Here is a 21,713-nt window from a genome sequence, read left to right as displayed (position 1 = left end):
CGACATGGCCGGCTTCATCGACTTCGTCCTGCGGGTGCTGAACCTGTGCCGCAAGGAGCTGCTCGTCATCCTCAAGGACCCGGCCAGCCGGGTCGTGCTGGTGGCGCCGGCCATCATGCAGAGCCTGATCTTCGGCTACGCGGCCACCTACGACCTCACGCGGGTCGACTATGCGCTGCTCGACCAGAGCCATGGCGCCGCCGCCACCGAACTGGTCGCGAAGCTCGAAGGCGGCGGCGTGTTCCGCCGCGCCATGACCCTGACCTCGCCCAGCCAGGTTGCCGCACCGGTCGACAATCAGCAGGTGCTGCTTGCGCTGCATATCGGCCCGGACTTCGAGCAGCGCCTGGCCGCCGGCCGCGAGGCGCCGGTGCAACTGATCGCCGATGCGCGCAACTCGACAACGGCCGCTGCGGCCGTCGGCTACGTGACCCAGGCGGTCGGCCGCTTCAACCAGGAATGGCGTGCGCGCCATGGCGGCCTGTCGCCACCGGTGCGCATCGAGTCGCGTGCCTGGTTCAATCCGAACCTCGAGACGCGCTGGAACTTCATGCCGGCCTTGATCGCGGCGCTGAGCATGCTCCAGACGCTGCTGCTGACCGCGTTGTCGGTGGCGCGCGAGCGCGAGCAGGGCACCTTCGACCAACTGCTCGTGACGCCGCTGTCTCCCACCGCCATCATGATCGGCAAGGCGGTGCCGCCGGTGCTGGTCGGGCTGGTGCAGTCGACGCTGGTGCTGGGCGTGTGCACGCTGTGGTTCGGCATCCCGCTGGCCGGCTCCATCGTCACGCTCTACACGGGCCTGCTGTGCTTCACGGTGGCCAGCGTGGGCATCGGCCTGTCGATCTCCGCCGTGGCGGCCAACATGCAGCAGGCCATGCTCACCACCTTCGTGCTGATGATGCCGCTGATGCTGCTGTCCGGCCTGACCACGCCGGTGGGCAACATGCCCGACGCGCTGCAGGCCGCCACGCTGGCCAACCCGCTGCGCTTTGCCATCGACCTGGTGCGGCGCGTCTACCTCGAGGGAGTGGGCCTGTCCGTGGTCTGGCCCGACCTCGTGCCGTTGGCGGTGATGGCCGCGCTTACTTTTCCGCTGGCGGCGTGGCTGTTCCGCCATCGCCTGAGCTGAAACCAAGTTGCCGGGAGCCGACTGCCATGCCCCACCCATACACGCCCTTGCCGTCCGCCCTGGCCCGCGCCTTCGCACTGTGTGGCGCCGCAGTGCTGGCCGGCTGCGCGGCCGGCCCCGACTTCCAGGCGCAGTCGGTCACCGCGCCGCCGGACTTCGCCAGCTGGCACGGCGGCTCCGACGAACTGCTGGCGACGTCCCCGCGGCAGGCCGCGCCGCTGGCGCCGGCAGGCTGGGCATTGTTCGCGGACCCGGTGCTCGCGCAACTGCAGGCCCGCGCCCTGCAGGCCAATGCAGACCTGCGCACCGCGACGCTGCGTTTTGCCCAGAGCCGCGCCATGGGCGATGCCACCCGTGCGGGCGGCATGCCGCAACTGGGCCTGTCCGCCGGCGAGAGCCGCGTGCGCGCCAGCGAAAACGGCGACTTCAGCCGCGTCATCGGCGCCATCAATCCCGGCGCCATCGACGAGATCGTTCCCATCATTGCCGAGCCGCACTATCTCTACCAGGCCGGCTTCGATGCGTCGTGGGAGCTGGACCTGTGGGGCCGCGTGCGGCGCGCGGTGGAGGCCGCCGACGCCGACGACGGCGCCGCGCAGGCATTGCTGGCGCAGGTGCGCCTGAGCGTCCAGGCCGAAGTGGCGCGGCGCTACTTCGAGGTGCGCAGCACGCAGCAGCAGATCGCGCTGGCGCGCGAGGAAGTCGCACTGGGCGAGGAACTGCGCGAACTCGTGGCCGCCAGCACGACGCGCGGACGCGGCACCGACACCGACCTGCGCATGCAGGACGCCCAGGTGGCCGATGCGCGGGCGCGCCTGCCGCCGTTGCTCGCGCAGGAGGCGCAGGCCGTCAACCAGCTCACGCTGCTGGTCGGCGAGCGGCCGGGCGCGCTCGCCTCGTTGCTGGCGGCGCCGCCGGCGCACCCTGCGGCGAACGCGCCCGATCTTTCGCTGGGCCTGCCTTCCGAGGTGGCCCTTCGCCGCCCGGACATCCAGCAGGCACAGGCCAGGCTGCATGCCGCGACCGCGCGCATCGGCGTGGCGCAGGCCGACCTCTATCCGCGCATCACCATCGGCGCGCAGTTCGGCTTCGAATCGGTGGATGCGGACACGTTCACCGACTGGGGCAGCCGCCGCTGGTCGATCGGCCCGAGCCTGCAGTTGCCCCTGTTCGACGGCGGCCGGCGCCGCGCCACGGTGGCGCTGCGGGAGCTGCAGCAGCAGGAAGCGGCGGTTGCCTGGCAGCAGACCGTGCTCAAAGCCTGGCACGAGATCGACGACACGCTCAACGCCTACGCCGCCGAACGCCAGCGCAACCTGCGCCTGGGCGACATGGAAGGTGCCAGCCGCGACGCCTGGGAGCTGGCGCGGACGCGCTATGCGCACGGCCTGACCGATCTGCTGCCGGCGCTGGATGCGCAGCGCACGTTGCTGCAGGCGCAGCGGGCGCGGACCGACAGCACCGGCCGGCTGTCGCTCGACCTGGTGGCGGTGAGCAAGGCGCTCGGCGTGGCGCCGGCAGCGCCCCAGGCCATCGGCGCCGCGCCGACCGCGCGGCCGGGTCAGCCGGCAGCAGTCGTCGGTGCCGCCGGCTCCTGACCCAGCGCGACGGCCAGCAACTGGCGCTGCTGTTCGGCCGTGCGGTGCGAGATCAGCCGCAGCAGCGCGGCGCCGTCCTGCACCTGGATGCCGTTCGCCTTGGCGAAGTCGGCGGCCTCGGCGGTAAAGGTGGCGCCGCAGACGTAGGTGCCGTGCTGCAGGCCCTGCGCACTCATGGCGCGCAGGAACTCGCGCATCTCGCGCGCGTCCACCGGCGCGTCCTGCCACTGGCGGCAGCGGACCAGCCGCGGCTCGGGCATGTGGCGCGACTGCACCCACACGTCGGCGCCATGCTGTTCGTCCGCGCCGCCGGCCACACTGGTGGCAAAGCCGGCCTGGGCGAAGAAGCTGCGGCACAAGGCGGTGAAATGCTGCCAGTCGAGATGCTGCAGCAGCAGCGGGCTCAGACGCACCGGTGCCCGTTCGGCAGGCGCTCCTTCGGCGTCGCCCATGTCATCTTCGGCGTCCTGTGCTTCCGGCGGCATGACCGCGATGGTGTCGACGAACGAGGGCTCGGGCACCGACGGCGCCCGCGCCACGCCGAGCGCCGCCAGCACCGACGGGCGTGTCATGCCCGCCTGGGCGTCGTCGTCCACGTCGTGAGAAGGTTCGATGCGCGGGCCCACCCCGTGCGACCGGCGCCGCTGCATGAACACGACCAGCAGCAGTCCCAGCGCAATGCCCAGCCATGCCACCACGCGCAGGCCCGAGGAGGCTGCCCCGAACTCGCTGTCCGGACCCAGCCGGTAGCTGGCCACGAGCACGAGCAGGCCCAGCAGGGCGACGATCCAGCCGGCCGGGCTGGCGCTTCGGGGTGCACGACGGTCCGGCTCGAAGTCCTTCATGGCAGGGCTGGTGTAACCGAGGTTTACGTTTCTGCAGTGTATGTGTTCCTGGAACGAATCCACAAGCAATAGATCGACCCTCACCGCGCGCAGGCCGCAGCCACGCCGCGCCTTGTGCTATCGAAAACATAGCATCGGTCCAGCGCGACGGCAGCGACTCTGGTAGCCTCGCTGGCACCATTCGCACTTTGGCGTCGAACATGTCCGAATCCGTTCCGGTCCTGGAAGTCCTGCCGCGCGATCTGTCCGCGTACGCGCAGGGCAACATCGGCATCCCCTACGTTCATCGGTTCGAATCGGGGAGGCCGGGTCCGCACGTGCTCATCAATGCGCTGACCCACGGCAACGAGATCTGCGGCATGGTGGCGGCCACGCACCTGCTGGACAACGGCGTGCGGCCCCTGATCGGCACGCTCACCATCAGCTTCGCGCATGTGGAGGCCTACAACGCCTTCGATCCGTCCAGGCCCTTCGCCAACCGCCAGATCGAGCACAACCTCAACCGCATCTGGTCGGACGAGCTGCTCGGTGGCAGCGAGCACAGCCCGGAACTGCGGCGGGCGCGGGAGTTGCGTCCTGTCGTGGCGGCGGCCGACCACATCCTCGACATCCATTCCACCAGCCAGGACAACGAGCCTTTCTGGGTCTATCCCGGGTTCGAGCGCAATGCGCGCGTGGCGCTGGCCGTCGGCCTGCCGGCGGTGCACCTGGTCATGCCGAGCGGGCTGGGCTCGGGCACGCCCCTGATCCAGCACGGCGCGCATGCCGGCGAATTGGCGCCTGGCGCCGCGCTGGTGGCCGAATGCGGACAGCACTTCCGGCGCTCCTCGGCGCTCGTGGCGACCGAGGTGACGCTGCGGCTGCTGTCGCATTTCGGGCTGATCGAGCACGCGCCTTCGGCGCTGCCGGCGGCGCCGCGCCGCTTCGAGTTGCTGCGCACCTGCATGGTGACCACGCCGCAGTTCCGCTTCGTGCGCCCGCTGGTGGGCTTCGAGACCTTCGACGCGGGCGAACTGATCGCCACCGATGGCCAGACACGCATCGAAGCGCCGTGCGACCGGTGCACCGTCTTCATGCCCACGCGCGAGCCGATCGTCGGACGCGAGGCGGTCTACCTCACCCGGCCCCTCGCGTAGCTTCAACGGTGCTGGCGCCTTCGTGGCCTGCCATGGCCGCCGGCAGCGCATGCCGCATGGCATCGATGAAGCGCCGCAGCCGCAGCGGCAGGAAGCGCGCGGGCGGGTAGATCAGGTGCACCGGCAGCGGTGCGGTCTGCCACTGCGGGGCCAGGTGCAGCAGGCGGCCCTGGGCCACGTCTTCCGTCAACGTCCACGCCGAGGCGGCGCAGGCACCCAGCCCCATCAGGGCCGCGGTGCGCATGGCGAACAGGCTGTCCGTGCTCATGCGCGGACGGATCGGCAGGCGGAAAGCCTCTCCGCCCGCCACCGGACTGAGCATCAGTTCATGCCGGTAGAAGGTGTGCAGCGCCAGCCACGGCAGGTCGGCCAGCTCGGACGGGTGGCGCGGAAGCGCCCGCCCCTGGATCAGGGACGGCGCGGCCACGACGATGCGCGGCACCGCCCACAGCCGGATCGCCACCAGCAACGGGTCCGGCACGTCGCCGACCTGGATCGCGCAGTCGACGTCCTCGGCGATGAAGTTGGGCGTGCGGTCGTTGAGCAGCCATTCGATGGTGACCCGTGGGTGGCGGCGCAGGAACTCGACCACCGGCGCCATCAGCAGGTCCTGGCCGAAGGCATGCGGGGCCTGGATACGCAGATGCCCTTCCGGCTCGTCGGCCGGACCGCGCAGGTCCTCGCCGAAGCGCTCCCAGCGGGCCAGCAGGTCGCGTCCGTGCTCGTAGCAGCGCTGACCGTCCTCGGTGAGCTTCATCGCATGGGTCGAGCGCTGCAGCAGGCGCAGCCCGAGCGAGCGCTCGAGCGCCTGCAGCCGCCGGCTGACGGTCGGCTGCGTGGTGTGCAACTGCGCCGCGGCGGCCGAGAGACTGCCGGCCTCGACGATGCGCACGAAGGTCTGCAGCAGGTCCAGCCGCTGCGTCAGTGACGTTTGCATACGCCAAGCGTATAGCCATTGTTCGAAAAGCGCTACTACCGTTGGAGCGTCAGCGAGTAGACACTCGCCGCCATGACTTCCATTTCCACCGGGGAAACCCTTGGTTCCATTCAATGTGCGAATGATCGGGCGCCGCGCGCTCTGTCCAGCGGGCTGGTCCTTCTGCTGGCCGGCGCCGCGGGCGTATCGGTCGCCTCCCTCTACTACGCGCAGCCGATGCTGGGCGTGCTCGGCGCGAATCTGCATGCCACCGCGCAGCAGATCGGCTGGGTGCCCACGCTGACGCAGCTGGGCTACGCGCTCGGGCTGCTGCTGCTCGCGCCCCTGGGCGACCGTTTCGATCGCCGGCGCATCATCCTCTGCAAGGTGGCCCTGCTCATCCTGGCCCTGCTGTCGGCCGCCGCGGCGCCGCACATCGGCGTGCTGCTGGCTGCCAGCCTGTCGATCGGCCTGGCGGGCACGGTGGCGCAGGATATCGTGCCGGCCGCCGCCACGCTGGCACCCGAGGCGCACCGCGGCCGCATCGTCGGCACGGTGATGACCGGCCTGCTGCTCGGCGTGCTGCTCTCGCGCGTCGTCAGCGGCGTGGTTGCCGAGCTGTTCGGCTGGCGCAGCATGTTCCTTGGCGCAGCCATTGCCGTCGGGCTGCTCGGGTGCGCCTTGTGGCGCGGGTTGCCGGCGTTCGCGCCGACCACGCGGCTGTCCTACGGTGCCTTGCTGGGCTCGCTGGGCGAGCTGTGGCGCCGCCACCCCGCATTGCGGCGCGCGGCGCTGGCGCAGGGCGCGCTGGCGATCGGCTTCAGCGCGTTCTGGTCCACGCTGGCGGTCATGCTGCACGGCGCGCCATTCCACCTCGGCAGTGCCGTCGCCGGCGCGTTCGGCCTGGCCGGCGCCGCTGGCGCGCTGGCCGCGCCGCTGGCGGGGAGGGCGGCCGATCGGCGCGGGCCCGAGCGCGTGACGCGCATCGGCGCGGCGATGGCGCTGGTGTCGTTCGCGGCGATGCTGGCGATGCCGCTGCTGCCGTTGGCGGGGCAGCTCGCCCTGGTGGTGGTGGCGGCCATCGTCTTCGACCTGGGCTTCCAGTCCATGCTGGTGGCACACCAGACCATCGTGTACGGCATCGAGCCGGCCGCCCGCAGCCGGTTGAACGCGGTGCTGTTCGTCGGCATGTTCACCGGCATGGCACTCGGCGCCGGACTGGGCAGCCTCATGCTGTCGGTGGCGGGCTGGGCCGGCGTGGTGGTGCTCGCCTCGGTGTCGGCCGCGGTGGCGCTGGGGCTGCGCTGGGCGCCGGGGCGGGCCTGAAGCAACGGCGCGGCGCCGCAAGCGACGACCGCGTCAGGTCTCGATGAACAGCGCGGGATCGACCATGGTCCGGTTGAGCATCACGCCCCAATGAAGATGCGGCCCGGTCACGCGGCCGGTGGCGCCCACCTGGCCGAGCACCTGGCCGGTGGCCAGGCGGTCGCCGGTGCGCACGTCGATGCGGCTGAGGTGGCAGTACATGGTCAGCAGGCCGCCGCCGTGGTCCATCCAGACGGTGTTTCCATTGAAGAAGTAGTCGCCGGTATCGATCACCTGGCCGTCCAGCGGCGCATGCACCGGCGTGCCGGTGGCCGCGGCGATGTCCATGCCGCTGTGCGGATTGCGCGGCTGCCCGTTGAACACGCGCCGCAGGCCGAACGAACTCGAACGCCGCCCCGGCACCGGCACCGCCAGCTGCAACGGCCCGGCGGGCGGCGGCGTCCAGGTGGCCATCACCTCTTTCTGGTGATCGCGCTCGCGCTCGTAGCGGGCCATGTCCTCGGCCGACAGGTCGACCGTGCGCGGCGGCACCTTGAGCTGCTGTTCGCGGTATTTCTTGGGGGCGATGCGAAAGGCCAGGCGCCGCGCCGGCTCGGCCGCGCTGCCCTGCACCTCGATGTGCGATGCGCCGGTCTGCGCCGACAGGGGGATGCCGACCAGCGCCGTCCAGGCGATCATGTCGCCGACCACGAGCAGGGGCACGTCCTGCGCCGTGCGGGCCCGCGGCCGTTCGGGCGCCGGACCCAGCGCGACCCTTGCGACGCCGCCGGGCACGGCCAGCGGCTGCGGCCACAACTCGGGTTCGCGCTTTTCGGCAGAGGAGGCGGCCGCCGCAAGCGCCGGCCAGGCGCTGCCGGCGGATGCGGCCAGCGCCATCGCCAGCCATTCGCGCCGGGAGTGCAGCCGGCCGGCTGCCCGGTCGGGCTGCACGCGGCAATGCAAGGGAATCTGTTGGCTCATGCGCCGAGGATAGCGGCGCGGCGCGGTCCTGGATGTCGGACTGCGCCAGCGCCGCCATCGCGCCCCGCGGGCAGGCGCGGCGCTATTTGCCCCAGCTGTCGCGCAGCGTGGCGGCGCGATTGAACACCAGCGGTTGGCCGTCCCGGCCGGCATGAGTGTCGAGCACGAAATAGCCGTGGCGCTCGAACTGGAAGGCCACGCCCGATCCGGCCTTCGCCAGCGCAGGCTCCGCGTAGCCGGCGCAGCGCGCCAGGCTGTTCGGGTTGAGCTCGTCCTTCAGTTCGCCGCCGCCCGGATGGGGCGCGGCGAACAGGCGCTCGTACAGGCGGACCTCGGCCGGCACGGCATCGGCCAGGGCCACCCAGGTGATGTTGCCCTTGACCTTGATGGCGTCCGCCCCGGGTGTGCCGCTCTTGGTGTCCGGCACCAGCTTCGCCTGCACTTCCACCAGGTGGCCGTTGGCGTCGCGCAAGGCGCCGGTGCACTCGATCACGTGGCCGTACTTGAGCCGGACCTTGTTGCCCGGGAACAGGCGGAAGAAGCCCTTGGGCGGCGTGTCTTCGTAGTCGGTCCGCTCGATCCAGATCTCGCGACCCAGCTTGAAGCGGCGAACGCCCATGTCCGGATGGTGCGGATGCACCGGCGCGCTGCAGGCGTCGAGCGCGTCGTCGCCGCCCATCAGTTCGCCCCAGTTGGTGATGTGCAGGCGTACCGGATCGAGCACGACCATCGCGCGCGGCGCGACCGGGTCGAGCGTGTCGCGCAGCGCGGCCTCGAGACTGACGTAGTCGATCCAGCCACCCACCTTGGTGACGCCCGATCGCTCGCAGAACAGCTTGAGCGCATCTGGCGTGTAGCCGCGCCGGCGCAGGCCGGCCAGGGTCGGCATGCGCGGGTCGTCCCAGCCGTCGACATGGCCTTCTTCCACCAGCTGGCGCAGCCGGCGCTTGCTGGTCACCACATGCGTGACATTCAGGCGCGCGAATTCGTGCTGGCGCGGCTGCGGCCGGGCGATCAGGCCGCCTTCGGCCAGGTGGTCCAGAAGCCAGTCGTAGAACGGCCGCTGGTCCTCGAATTCCAGCGTGCAGATGCTGTGCGTGATGTGCTCGAGCGCGTCCTCGATCGGATGCGCGAAGGTGTACATCGGGTAGATGCACCACTTGTCGCCGGTGTTGTGGTGCGTTGCCCGGCGGATGCGGTAGAGGGCCGGATCGCGCAGGTTGATGTTGGGGCTGGCCATGTCGATCCTGGCACGCAGCACGGCGGCGCCGTCGGCGAGCTTGCCGTCGCGCATCTCGCGAAAGCGCGCCAGGTTCTCGGCCGGCGTGCGGCTGCGGAAGCGGCTTTCCACGCCGGGCGTGCCGAAGTCGCCGCGGTTGGCCCGCATTTCGTCGGCGCTCTGCTCGTCGACGTAGGCCAGGCCGACGCCGATGAGGTATTCGGCCGCGCGGTACATGAAGTCGAAGTAGTCGCTCGCGAAGTACTGGTGCGAGTTGAGCGCACCCGGATGCGCCGGGTCGTCGGCGATCGAGGTGCCATAGCCCAGCCAGTGCACGGCTTCGCGGATGGCGTCGACGTATTCCTGCTCTTCCTTCTCGGGATTGGTGTCGTCGAAGCGCAGGTGGCACACGCCGCCGTATTGCTCGGCCAGCGAGAAATTCAGCCAGATGCTCTTGGCGTGGCCCAGGTGCAGGTAGCCATTGGGCTCGGGCGGGAAGCGCAGGCGCACGCGGGCCGGGTCGGGCATGCCTTGGGCGTGATGCGCGGCGTCGCCTGGCGAGCCGCCCCATTGACGATTGGAGAACGCGCCTCGGTCAAGGTCGCTTTCGATGACCTGGCGCAGGAAATTGCTGGGTTTGGCCGTTTCTTTGTCGGCAGCGGAATTCATTGTCGGATTCTAGAAGGCCGCGTCCCTTGTTACCTCTTCACACCAACTTCACGTTGCAGCGTGCACGGGATTTACACATGGCGCGTTCAATAGGAAACATGGGGTCTACGGGCCTCCAGGAGAAACCACCATGAAACTTTCTACTTCCTTCTTGAAGTGGTCGGCCGCCTCGCTGATCGCGGCCGGCGCGCTGGCTGCTGCCGGCACCGCATCGGCGGGCGTGGCCTGGTCCGTGGGCATCGGCGTGCCTGGTGTCGTCGTCGGTGCCGGGGCGCCCGGCTACTACGCACCGGCACCCGTCTACTATCCGCCCGCACCGGTCTACTATGCGCCGCCCCCGGTGGTGGTGCGCCCGGCGCCGGTCTACTACGGCGCGCCGCCCGTCTACTATCGTCCGGCGCCGGTCTACATCCGTGGCGGCGGGTATTACCGTGGCGGCGGTGGTTACTACCACGGTGGCGGCGGCCACTACCACGGCGGGGGTGGCCATCACGGCCGCGGCTACCGCTGAGCAACGCGGGCTCCGGTCCGCTCCGCAACGCCCCTCCTTGCGAGGGGCGTTTTGCTTGGGGCGTCACATGGCCCTGAACAGGTGCGCGTAGAGCCGGCTGACAGTGAGCTTTTCGGGCCGGCCCCGCAACTGGAGGAAGAGACGGCCCGATTCGTCGCGCTGCACCACCTCGATGGCATCGCTGCGCACGACCACGGCCCGGTGAACCTGCCAGAACGCCTGCGGATCGAGCTGCGGCAGCAACTGCTTGAGCGGCGTGCGGATCAGGTGCTCCTGCGTGGCCGTGAGCACGCGGACGTACTTGTCGGCGGCTTCGAAATACAGCACGTCCGCCACCGGCACCATGCGCACCGTCTGGCCGCCGGCGTCGCTCGCGGTGATGAACTTCAGCGGCGCCGAACCCGCAGCACCCGGCGCGACGCCGCCCGTGGCGCCGGCGGCGTCGATCACGCGGCGCCATTGGGTCAGCATGTGTTCCAGGGCGGCCTGTTCGCCGCCAGTCGCGCGCGCCGCTTCTGCATGAATGGCCGACTGGCTGCCCAGCGCCTGCTGCACCCGCGCGACCGTCTTGCGCAGCCGCTCGGCCTGGACCGGCTTGCGGACATAGTCGATGGCCTGCGCCTCGAACGCACGCACCGCGTACTCGTCATAGGCGGTGACGAACACCAGCTGCGGCATCGGGGCCTCGTCGACCGGCCAGCGATCGGCCAGCTCCATGGCCGCGCCCAGCCCGTCCAGCCCGGGCATGCGGATGTCCAGGAACAACACCTGCGGCAGCCGGTCCAGCGCCTCGCGCACGGCACTCTGGCCATCGGCCACGGTGGCCAGCACCTGCAGGTCCGGCCAGGCGGCCTGAAGTTCCATGCGCAGCGCCTGCGCCAGCAGGGGTTCGTCTTCGGCGATGAGGGCGGTGGCGTTCATGGGGCGATGCCTGGCATGGCCGGTGCGGTTGTCATGCGTTCTCCATGGGAATGTGGATCTGCGCCGCGGTGCCGCCTTCGGGGCGCGGCCGCAGGGTAAAGCGGGCGGCGGACCCGTAGACGGTGGTCAGCCGCTCCTGCACATGCGACAGGCCGAAGCCACCGTTCGCCACGTTGCCTGCGGCTTCCCACGGGATGGCGCCCGGCGTGCCTGCCGGCGCGTCTGCTGCAGGCAGGCCGATGCCGGTGTCGAGCACCTCCAGCAACAGGGCCGGTTTCGTGCATCCGTCGGCGCGTCCGATGGTGGCGCGCACCCGGATCTCGCCGCCCTCGATCTTGGGCTCCAGCCCGTGCCGGATGCTGTTCTCCACCAGGGGCTGCAGCAGCAGCGGCGGTATCTGCAGGTGCCGCGCCTCGGGCGGCAACTCGAGCGTGTAGCGCAGCCGCTCGCCCATGCGCACTTCCATCAGTGCCAGGTAGTCGCCCAGCCGCTCGAACTCGGCGTCCAGCGGATGCAACAGCACGCGGGCACCGGCGAGCGTTGCCCGCAGGTAGTTGTCGAGCCGGTCGAGCATGGCCACCGCGCGCGCCGGATCGAGACCGATCAGCACGCGCAGGTTGGCCAGGGTGTTGAACAGCATGTGCGGCTCGAGCTGCGATTCCAGCAGCTTCAGGCGCGCCTCGGAGGCGTCGCGCTCGGCGGCATTGACCCGTGCGGCCAGCGCGGCGCGGTGGCCGCGCGAGTAGAAGAAGTAGCTGCCGGCGATGCCTGCCGCGACGGTGATCAGCCACCCGATGCGCGACTCGCGGTCGATGCGCATCAGGGTCGCGTTGCCGTCGTTGAACAGCATGTCGCCCAGCGTGGAGCCGACGGCGAAACCGAGCACGATGCCAGCGGCGGTGAGTGCCACCCGGCGCCAGCCCTGGGGCCAGCCGCCCGGGTCGTCCGGCCGGCGCAGCGGGTAGCGGCCGAACTCGATGACGCCCCAGACGAGGCTGCCGATGAGCAGCGAGTAGCCCAGTTGCCGTCCGTAGCCCTTGTCGGGCCAGATCGCCGTGTTGATCGCCGCGATGGCAAAGCAGAACGCCACCACCTGGAGGTAGTGGCGCAGCACCTGGCGCCAGTCGATGCTGAAGGCTGTCATGGCGCCGATTGTGCGGGCATGCCGGGCGCGGTGAGCGGCGGGCGCCTCACCAGGGATCGCGCTGCCCCAGGCGCGACCGCTCCTGGTCGACCAGGCGTTGCAGCAGTGCGCCGCCCGGGGCCAGCAGCCAGACGGCGGCCGCGTGGATGGCCAGGCCCAGGCCCCAGCCGAGCAACGGGTAGATTGCCCAGTGCCGTCCGGTGGACAGCGACAGCACCACCAGGAAGGCGTTGACCGCCAGGAACACGGTGGCGTGCAGCAGCCAGCCCATCTTGGCGCGGGCGCGGCGGCGCGCCAGGCGGTCGAGGTCGGTATCCGGATCGCGAGACTGCGCGTACAGGCGGGTCGAGGTCTTCATGTCGGTTCTCCTTGGAGGTGGGAAGACAGCTGTGGCTGGTCAGTCGGCAGCCAGCGCCGGGGCCGGGGCATTGCCGCCCTGGGCGCCGAGCGCCAGGCGCCAGAGGCGCACGGCACGGCCCAGGAAGATGCCGCTGAAGGCGCCGTACAACAGGCCGACGGTCAGCGCCGGGATGTCCTGGTGAACCAGCGCGGGATGCATCACCGACAGCACGCCGACGACGTACTTGGTGAAGAAGATGCTCATCATCAGCACCAGCGGGACGGCGCTGCCGGGCATGTGGAACACGCGTGCCGCGCGTTCGAACCGCACGCCGGCGGGCAGCGGACGGCGCAGCACGAGCGCCGCGGCCGCCGCGGCCGCCAGGGGCCACGCCAGGAGCGCCAAGGGGCTGTGGCCGAAGGAGGAAAAGAGGCCGTACACGGACAGGCCGGTCATGGCCACCGGCATCACGGCCACGCGTCCCAGGCTGGCCTGGCCGGCGCGCAACTGGCGCCCGCCCAGCCACAGCAGCAGGGCGAAGAGGCCGAACACCCAGGTGGGCGTGTGCGAGAGAATCTGGATCAGCATGGAAGGCTCCTGTGCAAGGTTTTGGGGGAGGGAGGCGGCCCCGATGGCGCTGCCCTGAGCGAACTGTGGCGATGGCGGCCGGCCCGGGCCACCCGGATGCGACGAAATGCCGCCAGGCGGCGCGAAATGCGCCGGCACGGCATGGAACACAAAGGCTTTACCAGCCGTTTACGGACGGTAAGCGATCGCAGCTACGATTGCCGCGTCTACTCGACGACTGCTCGAAGCTGTCGCCGTCCGGTCTTGCGGCCGGCGCATCGGGCCCGGCGCACGCACAGCCGTGCCTGCACACAAGAACCCAAGCCAGCCATTGCCGATGTCCCAGCCGCCCAGCGCGTCACGCGAAGAATCCAACCCCGGCCCCGATGCCGGTGACGCCAGCGCGGTGCGCCGGCGCCGGCGGCGCGGCTGGGGGACCGCCATCGCCATTGTGCTGGCCGCGGCGCTGGTGGCCGGCAGCTGGTACCTGATCAAGCACCCCGCGAGCAGCCGCGGTGGTTTCGGTGGCCCGGGCGGGCCGGGCGGCTTCGGCGGCATGCCGACGGTCACCGTGGGCCATGCGGCGGTGCAGCGCATGCAGTTGCCGATCACGCTGGATGCGCTGGGCACGGTCACGCCGCTGGCCACCGTGACGCTCAAGCCGCAGGTCGGCGGCGTGCTCACCGAGGTGCTGTTCACCGAAGGCCAGCAGGTCAGGAAGGGCCAGTTGCTGGCCCGCATCGACCCGCGGCCCTACGAACAGGCGCTGGCGCAGGCACAAGGGACGCAGCAGCGCGACGAGGCGCAGTTGCAGGCGGCGCGCGTCACGCTGCAGCGCTACCGCACGCTGCTCGGCCAGGATTCCATTGCCCGCCAGGAGGTCGATACCCAGGCGGCGCTGGTCGGCCAGCTCGAAGGCACCATCATCACCGACAAGGCCAACGTGGCCAGCGCGCGCCTGAACCTGGAGTTCACCCGCATCGCGTCGCCCGTGGACGGTCGCATCGGGCTGCGCGCCGTCGACCCGGGCAACACGGTGGCAGCCAATGCCAGCACCGGCATCGCCGTCATCACGCAGATGAACCCGATCGACGTGCAGTTCGCCGTGCCGCAGGACCAGGTGCCGGCGATCCAGCGCCAGACCGGGGCCGGCGCGCAGATGCAGGTGGTGGCCATGGACCGTGGCCGCAGCGAGACGCTGGACACTGGCCGTTTCTCCACCCTGGACAACGTGGTCGACGTGAGCACCGGCACGGTCAAGGCCAAGGCGCGCTTCGACAATGCCGCGGCCACGCTGTTTCCCAACCAGTTCGTCAACGTGCGCATCACGCTGCGGGTGGTGGACGCGCTGGTCGTGCCGGTGACTGCCGTGCGCAACGGCCCGAAGGGTGCCTACGTCTACGTGATCGGCGAAGACCGCAAGGTGCAGATGCGCACCGTGCAGCGCGGCGAGACCACGGTCGAATGGGTGCAGCTGCGCACCGGCGTCAAGGAAGGCGACCTGGTCGTCACCGAGGGCGGAGACCGCCTGGACGATGGCACGCGTGTGCAGTTGCAGGGCGAGGCGCCGGCGCCGGGCGCTGCCAATGGCGGCAAGCGTGGCGGCCCGGCCGTGGCCGGCCAGCCGGCCGCGCGCAACGGCTCGGAAACGGCCGAGGCGCCGGCCCCGCGCCCGATCGCTCCGCCCACGGCCGAGCAGCGCCAGCGCATCCTGGATTCGGCCGGCGGCGACGCCGCGAAGCTGGCCGAGCGCAAGGCGTTCCTCGAGTCGATCGACCGGGGCGATCCGCAGGCCCTGGAGCGCTGGCAGCAGATGTCGCAGCGCCGCCGGCGCCAGGCGCCCAACCAATGACGCTGGCGGCCCGCATGCCTGCGAATCGCCGCCCGGAGTCCGCCCAGTGAGTCCCTCGCGTCCATTCATTCAGCGACCGGTGGCCACCGGCCTGCTCATGCTGGCCATCGTCCTGGCCGGCCTGGTGGGCCTGCGCCTGTTGCCGCTGTCGGCACTGCCGCAGGTCGACTATCCGACGATCCAGGTGCAGACGCTCTACCCCGGCGGCAGCCCGGAGGTAATGAGCCGTACCGTCAGTGCGCCGCTGGAGCGCCAGTTCGGGCAGATGTCCGGGCTCAACCGCATGAGCTCGATCAGCGCCGCCGGCGTGTCCATCGTCACGCTGCAGTTCGACCTCGACCAGACCCTCGACGTGGCCGAGCAGCAGGTGCAGGCGGCAATCAATGCCGGCGGTTCGTTCCTGCCGGCCGACCTGCCGGCGCCGCCGGTCTACGCCAAGGTCAATCCGGCCGATGCCCCGGTGCTGACGCTGGCGGTGCGTTCCGACACGATGCCGCTGACCGAGGTCCAGAACCTGGTCAACACGCGGCTGGCGCAGAAGATCAGCCAGGTCAGCGGCGTCGGCCTGGTCACGCTGGCCGGCGGCCAGCGGCCGGCGGTGCGCATCCAGGCCGACACCAACGCGCTGGCGTCGGCCGGCATCGGCATGGACACGTTGCGCAATGCGATCAGTGCCGCCAATGCCAACGGTGCCAAGGGCAGCTTCGACGGCCCGCTGCGCGCCTACACCATCAACGCCAACGACCAGCTCGTCACAGCGGCCGACTACAAGGGCCTGATCGTTGCCTGGAAGAACGGCGCGCCTGTGCGCCTGGCCGACGTCGCGCGCGTGGTCGACGGCGCCGAGAACACGCAGCTGGGTGCCTGGGCTTCCCTCAAGCCCGGAACCGACGATGCCAAGGCCGTGGCCGCGGCCGAACCGCCGCCGGGCCCCAAGGCGGCGAGCGCCCCCTCGGGGGGCAGCGAGGACACGTCAGTGCCGAGCGTGGGGGCCAACATCCACCCCGCGGTGATCGTCAACGTCCAGCGGCAGCCGGGCGCCAACGTGATCGCCACGGTCAACGCCATCCGGGCGCGCCTGCCCGAGCTGCAGGCCGCGTTGCCGGGTTCGCTGAAGGTGGAGGTCCTGTCGGATCGCACCACCGGCATCCGCGCCTCGGTGGAGCACGTGCAGATCGAGCTGGCCCTGGCGGTGCTGCTGGTGGTGCTGGTCATCTTCCTGTTCCTGCACAGCGTGCGCGCCACGCTGATCGCCAGCATCGCGGTGCCGATCTCGCTGATCGGCACCTGCGGCCTGATGTACCTGCTGGGCTATTCGCTCAACAACCTGAGCCTGATGGCGCTGACGATCGCGACCGGCTTCGTGGTGGACGACGCGATCGTCATGATCGAGAACATCGCGCGCTACATCGAGGAGGGCGAGGCGCCCTTCGCCGCCGCGCTGAAGGGGGCCGCGCAGATCGGCTTCACCATCATCTCGCTGACCGTGTCGCTGGTGGCGGTGCTGATCCCGCTGCTGTTCATGGAAGACGTGGTGGGGCGCCTGTTCCGCGAGTTCGCCGTCACGCTGGCGATCACCATCCTGATCTCGGCGGTGGTCTCGCTGACGCTGGTGCCGATGATGTCGGCGCGCTGGCTGCGCCACGAGGAAGTGTCCGGCCAGGGCCGCCTGGCGGTGGCGGTGCAGGGCTTCTTCGACAAGGTGGTGCGCCGCTACGACCAGCAGCTGCACTGGGTGTTGCGCCACCAGCCGCTGGTGCTGGTGGTGGCGGTCGGCACGCTGGCGCTCACGGCCTTGCTGTACGTCGCGATTCCCAAGGGACTGTTCCCGACCCAGGACACCGGCCAGTTGCGGGTGCGGGTGGAGGCGGCGCAGGACGTGTCGTACGCGCGCATGGCGCAGTTGCAGCAGCAGGTCGCCCAGGTCGTGATGGCCGACCCGGCCGTGCGCAGCATCAGCTCGGTGGTGGGGGTGGATGCGGCCAACAACACCATGCTCAACACCGGCAGCATGCAGCTGAACTTCGAGCGCGGCCACGGCAGCCAGCAGGCACTGATGGATCGGCTGCGCAGCGAGGTCACGCGCCAGGTGGCCGGCGTGCAGCTGTACATGCAGCCCACGCAGGACCTGACCATCGACGCCGAATCCGGCCCGACCGAGTTCCGCGTCTCGCTCGAAGGCGCAGACACCACCCAGGTCAACGAATGGGCCAACAAGCTCGTCGCCAGGCTGCAGGAGCCGAAGTTCGCGCCGTGGGTGCGCAATGCCACCACCGATGCCGGCGCGCAGGGGCTGGCCGCCTACGTGGACATCGAGCGCAGCACGGCGTCGCGCCTGTCGGTCACAGCCAGCTCGGTCGACGACGCGCTGTACAGCGCGTTCGGCCAGCGCATCGTCTCGACCATCTTCACCGAGACCAACCAGTACCGGGTCATCCTGGAGGCGCAGCGCAAGGGCCTCGACTCGGTGGACGGGCTGGGCAACCTGCAGCTCAAGACGGGCGGCGGTGCGGCGACGCCGCTGTCGGCCTTCGCCACCGTGCGCGAGCAACTGGCGCCGCTGCAAGTCACGCGGGTGGCGCAGTACCCGGCGGCCACCGTCGGCTTCGACACCGCGCCGGGCGCGGCGCTGGGGCGCTCGGTGGGCCAGATCCGCCAGGCGGCGCAGGACATCGGCGTGCCGGCGAGCATCACGCTGCGCTTCCTGGGCGCGGCCGGTGCCTACGAGAAATCGCTCACCAGCCAGCTTTGGCTGATCCTGGCGGCGGTGGTGTGCGTCTACATCGTGCTCGGCGTGCTCTACGAGAGCTACGTGCACCCGCTGACCATCCTCAGCACGCTGCCGTCGGCCGGCGTCGGCGCGCTGCTGGCGCTGTGGCTCACCGGCAATGACCTGGGCGTGATCGGGATCATCGGCATCATCCTGCTGATCGGCATCGTCAAGAAGAACGCGATCATGATGATCGACTTCGCCATCGACGCCGAGCGCAACGAGCACCTGCCGCCGCAGCAGGCCATCCACCAGGCGGCGCTGCTGCGCCTGCGGCCGATCCTGATGACCACCCTGGCCGCCCTCGGTGCCGCCATCCCGCTGATGCTGGGTTTCGGCGAAGGGGCGGAACTGCGCCGGCCGCTGGGCCTGGCCATCTTCGGCGGCCTGGTGCTGTCGCAGGCGCTCACGCTCTACACCACGCCGGTGGTGTACCTGGCCTTCGACCGGCTGGGGCGACGCGTCGGGCGCTGGCGGCGCGGTTCCTCCGGCAATGCCGAACCGGCGCTGGAGGATGCCCCGCGCTGAGGCGACGGGAGCCGCCGCCATGAACTTCTCGCGCCTGTTCGTGCTGCGACCGATCGCCACGGTGCTGCTCACCGTCGGCCTGGCGCTGGCCGGCATGATGGCCTTCTTCGTGCTGCCCGTGGCGCCGCTGCCGCAGGTGGACTATCCGACCATCTCGGTCAGCGCCAGCATCTCCGGCGCCAGCCCCAACACCATGGCCACCAGCGTGGCGACGCCGCTCGAGCGCTACCTGGGCGTGATCCCGGGCGTCAACGAGATGACGTCGAACAGCTCGAACGGCCAGACGCGCATCACGCTGCAGTTCGACCTTTCGCGCAACATCGACTCGGCCGCGCGCGAGGTGCAGGCGGCCATCAACGCGGCGCGGGTGGACCTGCCGGCCACGCTGCGCAGCAACCCGACCTACCGCAAGGTGAACCCGGCGGCGTCGCCGGTGATCATCCTGGCGCTGACCTCCAAGACGCGCACACCCGGGCAGGTCTACGACACGGTGTCCAACATCGTCAGCCAGCGGCTGTCGCAGGTCGAGGGCGTGGGCGAGGTGGAGATCGGGGGAGGCTCGCTGCCGGCGGTGCGGGTCGAGCTGGAGCCCTTCTCGCTCAACCGCATGGGCATCAGCACCGAGGACGTGCGCGCCGCCATCCAGGCCAACAACGCCAACCGGCCCAAGGGGGTGATCGAGAGCGACGAGCGCCGGCTGCAGATCTACACGCCGGCGCCCGGGCTGCGCGCCGCCGACTACCGCGACCTGGTGATCGCCTGGCGCAACAACGCGGCGGTGCACCTGTCGGACGTGGCGCGGGTCACGGACAGCGTGGAGAACACCCGCACGGTGGGCCTGTTCAACGGCGAGCCGGCGGTGATCGTCCTGGTGACCCAGCAGCCCGGCGCCAACATCATCGAGACCGTGGACGGCGTGCGCAACCTGCTGCCGGAACTGCGGGCCCAGCTGCCGGCGGATATCCAGGCGCATGTGGCTTCGGACCGCACCAACTCCATCCGCGCCTCGCTGCACGAGGTCGAGCTGACGTTGATGATCTCGGTGGCGCTGGTGGTGCTGGTGGTGGGGCTGTTCCTGCGTCGCGCGCGCGCAACCGTCATCCCGGCGGTGGCCACCGTGGTGTCGCTGATGGCCACCTTCGGCGTCATGCACCTGCTCGGCTTCTCGCTCAACAACCTGAGCCTGATGGCGCTGACCGTGGCCACCGGCTTCGTGGTGGACGACGCCATCGTGGTGCTGGAGAACACGCAGCGCCACATCGAAGCCGGCATGGGCCGCGTCGAGGCAGCGCTCAAGGGCGCGCGCGAGGTCGGCTTCACCGTGCTGTCGATCAGCCTGTCGCTGGTGGCGGTGTTCATTCCGCTGCTGTTCATGGGCGGGCAGGTGGGCCGGCTGTTCTCGGAGTTCGCCGTCACGCTGTCGGCGGCGGTGCTGATCTCGCTGGTCGTCTCGCTGACCACCACGCCCATGATGTGCGCCGCGCTCCTGCGTGCCGAGTCGCACTACCAGGCGCGTCCGCCCGGGCGACTGGCGGCGGCTGCCGAGCGCGGCTGGCAGTTCGTGCTGCGCACCTACGCCGGCAGCCTGGACTGGGCACTGGCGCACAAGGCGCTGGTGGTGGCCATCCTGCTGATCGTGCTGGGCCTGAACTACGCACTGTTCGCGGCCATTCCGAAGGGCTACTTTCCGCAGCAGGACAACGGCCAGATGATGGCGGGCATCCGCGCCGACCAGAGCATCTCGTCGACCGCGCTGACGGCCAAGCTCAAGCAGGCGGTGGACATCATCAACAAGGACCCTGCCGTGGACACCGTGGTGGGCTTCGGCGGCGGCTCGCGCGCCGGCGGCGGCTTCATGTTCGTCAACCTCAAGCCGGTCGGGCAACGCGACGAGAAGACGCAGCAGGTGATCGACCGGCTGCGTCCGCAGCTCAACAACATCACCGGCCTGAGGATCTTCCTCGGACCCGTGCAGGACCTGCGCATGGGCGGGCGGCGCAGCAACTCCACCTACCAGTACACGCTCAAGAGCGACAGTCTGTCCGACCTGCGAACCTGGTCGGCGAAGCTGACCGAGCGCATGGGCCAGTATTCGGAACTGACCGACGTGGACGGCGAGAGCTCGGACAACGGCGTGGAAACCTACGTGAAGGTGGACCGCGATGCAGCCGCGCGGCTGGGCGTCAGCTCGACCGCCATCAACAGCGCCATGTACAACGCCTTCGGCCAGCGCTCGGTCGCCACCATCTACAACGACCGAAACCAGTACTCGGTGATCATGGAGTGGGCGCCGCGCTTCCAGCCGTCGCCGGTGGTCTTGAGCGACCTTTGGGTGCCCTCGACCCTGAACGCCGCGAGCAGCGCCAGCGGCGCCAGCGTGCTGACGTCGGTCGAGCAGGACACCGACAGCAGCACCGGCACGTCGACCACCACTTCGGCCAACCCGGGCGCGCGCAGCTCGTCCGCCGGGCAGGCGCTGGCCACCGACACCACGCACATGGTGCCGCTGTCGGCCTTCGCGCAACTGGCCGAGCGGGCCGTGCCCAGCTCCATCAGCCACGACGACACCGAGCTTTCGAGCACCATCTCGTTCAACCTGCCCGAAGGCGTGAGCCTGCAGGATGCGCAGCGCGCGGTGAAGCAGGCCGAGGCCGACATCGCCATGCCGATCAATGTGCGCGGCAGCTTCGAGGGCACGGCGCGGGCCGCCAGCGAGACGGCCGGCCAGCAGGCGCTGCTGATCGTCGCGGCCATCGTGGTGATCTACATCGTGCTGGGCATCCTCTACGAAAGCCTCATCCACCCGATCACCGTGCTGACCACCTTGCCATCGGCCGGCGTGGGCGCGGTGCTGGCGCTGATGCTGCTGCGCATGGAGCTGTCGGTGATCGCCCTGATCGGCCTGTTCCTGCTGATCGGCATCGTCAAGAAGAACGCCATCCTGATCATCGACTTCGCGCTGGAGGCGCAGCGCTCGCGCGGCCTCGATGCCGCCGAGGCGGTGCGCGAGGCCTGCCTGCTGCGCCTGCGCCCGATCCTCATGACCACGCTGGCCGCCATGCTGGGCGCGCTGCCGCTGGCGATCGGCTTCGGCCTCGGCTCGGAACTGCGCCAGCCACTGGGCGTGGCGATCATCGGCGGGCTGCTGGCCTGCCAACTGCTCACCTTGCTGACCACGCCGGTGGTCTATGTTCTTCTCGACCGCCTGCGCCGGCGTACCGGCGACGAGCGCGCGCTCAGCCGTGCCGGCCAGGCCGACGCGCAGCAGGCCTGAATTTG

Annotated in this window: 16 protein-coding genes; 8 read left to right on the top strand and 8 right to left on the bottom strand. The window is 70.3% G+C overall.

Annotation, left to right across the window (positions count from 1 at the left end):
- Nucleotides 1–4: 4 nt before the first annotated feature.
- Nucleotides 5–1,132, top strand: coding sequence for an ABC transporter permease (locus tag VES41_RS11600; protein ID WP_324816735.1), 1,128 nt, complete (start codon nt 5–7; stop codon nt 1,130–1,132).
- A gap of 26 nt (nt 1,133–1,158) precedes the next feature.
- Nucleotides 1,159–2,730 carry an efflux transporter outer membrane subunit gene (locus VES41_RS11595; protein WP_324816733.1) on the top strand — a complete coding sequence of 524 codons (1,572 nt, stop codon included), beginning with the start codon at nt 1,159–1,161 and terminating at the stop codon, nt 2,728–2,730.
- Here VES41_RS11595 and VES41_RS11590 read toward each other — a convergent pair.
- Entirely contained in the window at nt 2,694–3,575 is an 882-nt protein-coding gene (locus VES41_RS11590) for a restriction endonuclease (RefSeq protein WP_324816731.1), read from the bottom strand. The two genes, VES41_RS11595 and VES41_RS11590, sit on opposite strands and share 37 nt — an antisense overlap.
- A 200-nt stretch (nt 3,576–3,775) precedes the next feature.
- Here VES41_RS11590 and VES41_RS11585 point away from each other — a divergent pair, with 200 nt between their 5' ends.
- A complete protein-coding gene (locus VES41_RS11585) occupies nt 3,776–4,711 on the top strand; it encodes a succinylglutamate desuccinylase/aspartoacylase domain-containing protein (RefSeq protein WP_324816730.1) in 936 nt (311 codons plus the stop codon).
- Here VES41_RS11585 and VES41_RS11580 read toward each other — a convergent pair.
- A complete protein-coding gene (locus VES41_RS11580) occupies nt 4,692–5,648 on the bottom strand; it encodes a LysR family transcriptional regulator (RefSeq protein WP_324816728.1) in 957 nt (318 codons plus the stop codon). The genes VES41_RS11585 and VES41_RS11580 overlap by 20 nt on opposite strands.
- 72 nt (nt 5,649–5,720) lie before the next feature.
- On the opposite strand from VES41_RS11580, the gene VES41_RS11575 reads away from it, so the two are divergent.
- The gene (locus VES41_RS11575; protein WP_414719103.1) at nt 5,721–6,953 is read left to right on the top strand and encodes an MFS transporter; all 1,233 of its coding nucleotides are present in this window, start codon (nt 5,721–5,723) and stop codon (nt 6,951–6,953) included.
- A 33-nt stretch (nt 6,954–6,986) separates the two neighbouring features.
- Here the strand turns inward: VES41_RS11575 and VES41_RS11570 are convergent, their stop codons facing one another.
- Nucleotides 6,987–7,829, bottom strand: a complete 843-nt coding sequence (locus VES41_RS11570; protein WP_324817025.1) for a peptidoglycan DD-metalloendopeptidase family protein — start codon at nt 7,827–7,829, stop codon at nt 6,987–6,989.
- Between the two features lie 166 nt (nt 7,830–7,995).
- Nucleotides 7,996–9,801, bottom strand: a complete 1,806-nt coding sequence (locus tag VES41_RS11565; RefSeq protein ID WP_324816726.1) for a glutamine--tRNA ligase/YqeY domain fusion protein — start codon at nt 9,799–9,801, stop codon at nt 7,996–7,998.
- 130 nt (nt 9,802–9,931) lie between these two features.
- On the opposite strand from VES41_RS11565, the gene VES41_RS11560 reads away from it, so the two are divergent.
- Nucleotides 9,932–10,312: a hypothetical protein gene (locus VES41_RS11560; protein WP_324816724.1), complete on the top strand. Its 381-nt coding sequence runs from the start codon at nt 9,932–9,934 to the stop codon at nt 10,310–10,312.
- A 63-nt stretch (nt 10,313–10,375) separates the two neighbouring features.
- Here the strand turns inward: VES41_RS11560 and VES41_RS11555 are convergent, their stop codons facing one another.
- From VES41_RS11555 to VES41_RS11540, 4 genes are read right to left on the bottom strand one after another with little or no spacing between them, the layout of a single operon-like run.
- Nucleotides 10,376–11,233, bottom strand: coding sequence for a LytTR family DNA-binding domain-containing protein (locus VES41_RS11555; RefSeq protein WP_324816723.1), 858 nt, complete (start codon nt 11,231–11,233; stop codon nt 10,376–10,378).
- Nucleotides 11,234–11,264: 31 nt separating this feature from the next.
- On the bottom strand, nt 11,265–12,377 hold the full coding sequence (locus tag VES41_RS11550; protein WP_324816721.1) for a sensor histidine kinase: 1,113 nt from the start codon (nt 12,375–12,377) through the stop codon (nt 11,265–11,267).
- A 46-nt stretch (nt 12,378–12,423) separates the two neighbouring features.
- The gene (locus VES41_RS11545) at nt 12,424–12,735 is read right to left on the bottom strand and encodes a 2TM domain-containing protein (protein WP_324816719.1); all 312 of its coding nucleotides are present in this window, start codon (nt 12,733–12,735) and stop codon (nt 12,424–12,426) included.
- A 39-nt stretch (nt 12,736–12,774) separates the two neighbouring features.
- Nucleotides 12,775–13,350 (bottom strand): DUF6622 family protein, encoded by a 576-nt coding sequence (locus tag VES41_RS11540; protein ID WP_324817023.1) that lies wholly within the window; start codon nt 13,348–13,350, stop codon nt 12,775–12,777.
- A 271-nt stretch (nt 13,351–13,621) separates the two neighbouring features.
- On the opposite strand from VES41_RS11540, the gene VES41_RS11535 reads away from it, so the two are divergent.
- Genes VES41_RS11535 through VES41_RS11525 form a run of 3 tightly spaced genes read left to right on the top strand, consistent with a single transcriptional unit; the run spans nt 13,622 to nt 21,708 of the window.
- Nucleotides 13,622–15,136 carry an efflux RND transporter periplasmic adaptor subunit gene (locus VES41_RS11535; RefSeq protein WP_324816718.1) on the top strand — a complete coding sequence of 505 codons (1,515 nt, stop codon included), beginning with the start codon at nt 13,622–13,624 and terminating at the stop codon, nt 15,134–15,136.
- 46 nt (nt 15,137–15,182) lie between these two features.
- Nucleotides 15,183–18,434: an efflux RND transporter permease subunit gene (locus VES41_RS11530; protein ID WP_324816717.1), complete on the top strand. Its 3,252-nt coding sequence runs from the start codon at nt 15,183–15,185 to the stop codon at nt 18,432–18,434.
- 19 nt (nt 18,435–18,453) lie between these two features.
- A complete protein-coding gene (locus VES41_RS11525; RefSeq protein ID WP_324816715.1) occupies nt 18,454–21,708 on the top strand; it encodes an efflux RND transporter permease subunit in 3,255 nt (1,084 codons plus the stop codon).
- Nucleotides 21,709–21,713 lie beyond the last annotated feature (5 nt).

The organism is Variovorax sp., from assembly GCF_035634955.1.
Classification (GTDB): Bacteria; Pseudomonadota; Gammaproteobacteria; order Burkholderiales; family Burkholderiaceae_C; genus Variovorax.
This window is presented reverse-complemented; position numbering and strand designations above follow the sequence as displayed.

Excerpts from the sequence above, each read along its gene's own strand:
- VES41_RS11525 (WP_324816715.1), top strand. The coding sequence starts at position 18,454 with ATGAACTTCTCGCGCCTGTTCGTGCTGCGACCGATCGCCACGGTGCTG.
- VES41_RS11600 (WP_324816735.1), top strand. The coding sequence starts at position 5 with ATGGCCGGCTTCATCGACTTCGTCCTGCGGGTGCTGAACCTGTGCCGC.
- VES41_RS11570 (WP_324817025.1), bottom strand. The coding sequence starts at position 7,829 with ATGGCGCTGGCCGCATCCGCCGGCAGCGCCTGGCCGGCGCTTGCGGCG.
- VES41_RS11550 (WP_324816721.1), bottom strand. The coding sequence starts at position 12,377 with ATGACAGCCTTCAGCATCGACTGGCGCCAGGTGCTGCGCCACTACCTC.
- VES41_RS11555 (WP_324816723.1), bottom strand. The coding sequence starts at position 11,233 with ATGAACGCCACCGCCCTCATCGCCGAAGACGAACCCCTGCTGGCGCAG.
- VES41_RS11585 (WP_324816730.1), top strand. The coding sequence starts at position 3,776 with ATGTCCGAATCCGTTCCGGTCCTGGAAGTCCTGCCGCGCGATCTGTCC.
- VES41_RS11595 (WP_324816733.1), top strand. The coding sequence starts at position 1,159 with ATGCCCCACCCATACACGCCCTTGCCGTCCGCCCTGGCCCGCGCCTTC.
- VES41_RS11565 (WP_324816726.1), bottom strand. The coding sequence starts at position 9,801 with ATGAATTCCGCTGCCGACAAAGAAACGGCCAAACCCAGCAATTTCCTG.
- VES41_RS11545 (WP_324816719.1), bottom strand. The coding sequence starts at position 12,735 with ATGAAGACCTCGACCCGCCTGTACGCGCAGTCTCGCGATCCGGATACC.
- VES41_RS11575 (WP_414719103.1), top strand. The coding sequence starts at position 5,721 with ATGACTTCCATTTCCACCGGGGAAACCCTTGGTTCCATTCAATGTGCG.
- VES41_RS11560 (WP_324816724.1), top strand. The coding sequence starts at position 9,932 with ATGAAACTTTCTACTTCCTTCTTGAAGTGGTCGGCCGCCTCGCTGATC.
- VES41_RS11535 (WP_324816718.1), top strand. The coding sequence starts at position 13,622 with ATGTCCCAGCCGCCCAGCGCGTCACGCGAAGAATCCAACCCCGGCCCC.
- VES41_RS11580 (WP_324816728.1), bottom strand. The coding sequence starts at position 5,648 with ATGCAAACGTCACTGACGCAGCGGCTGGACCTGCTGCAGACCTTCGTG.
- VES41_RS11590 (WP_324816731.1), bottom strand. The coding sequence starts at position 3,575 with ATGAAGGACTTCGAGCCGGACCGTCGTGCACCCCGAAGCGCCAGCCCG.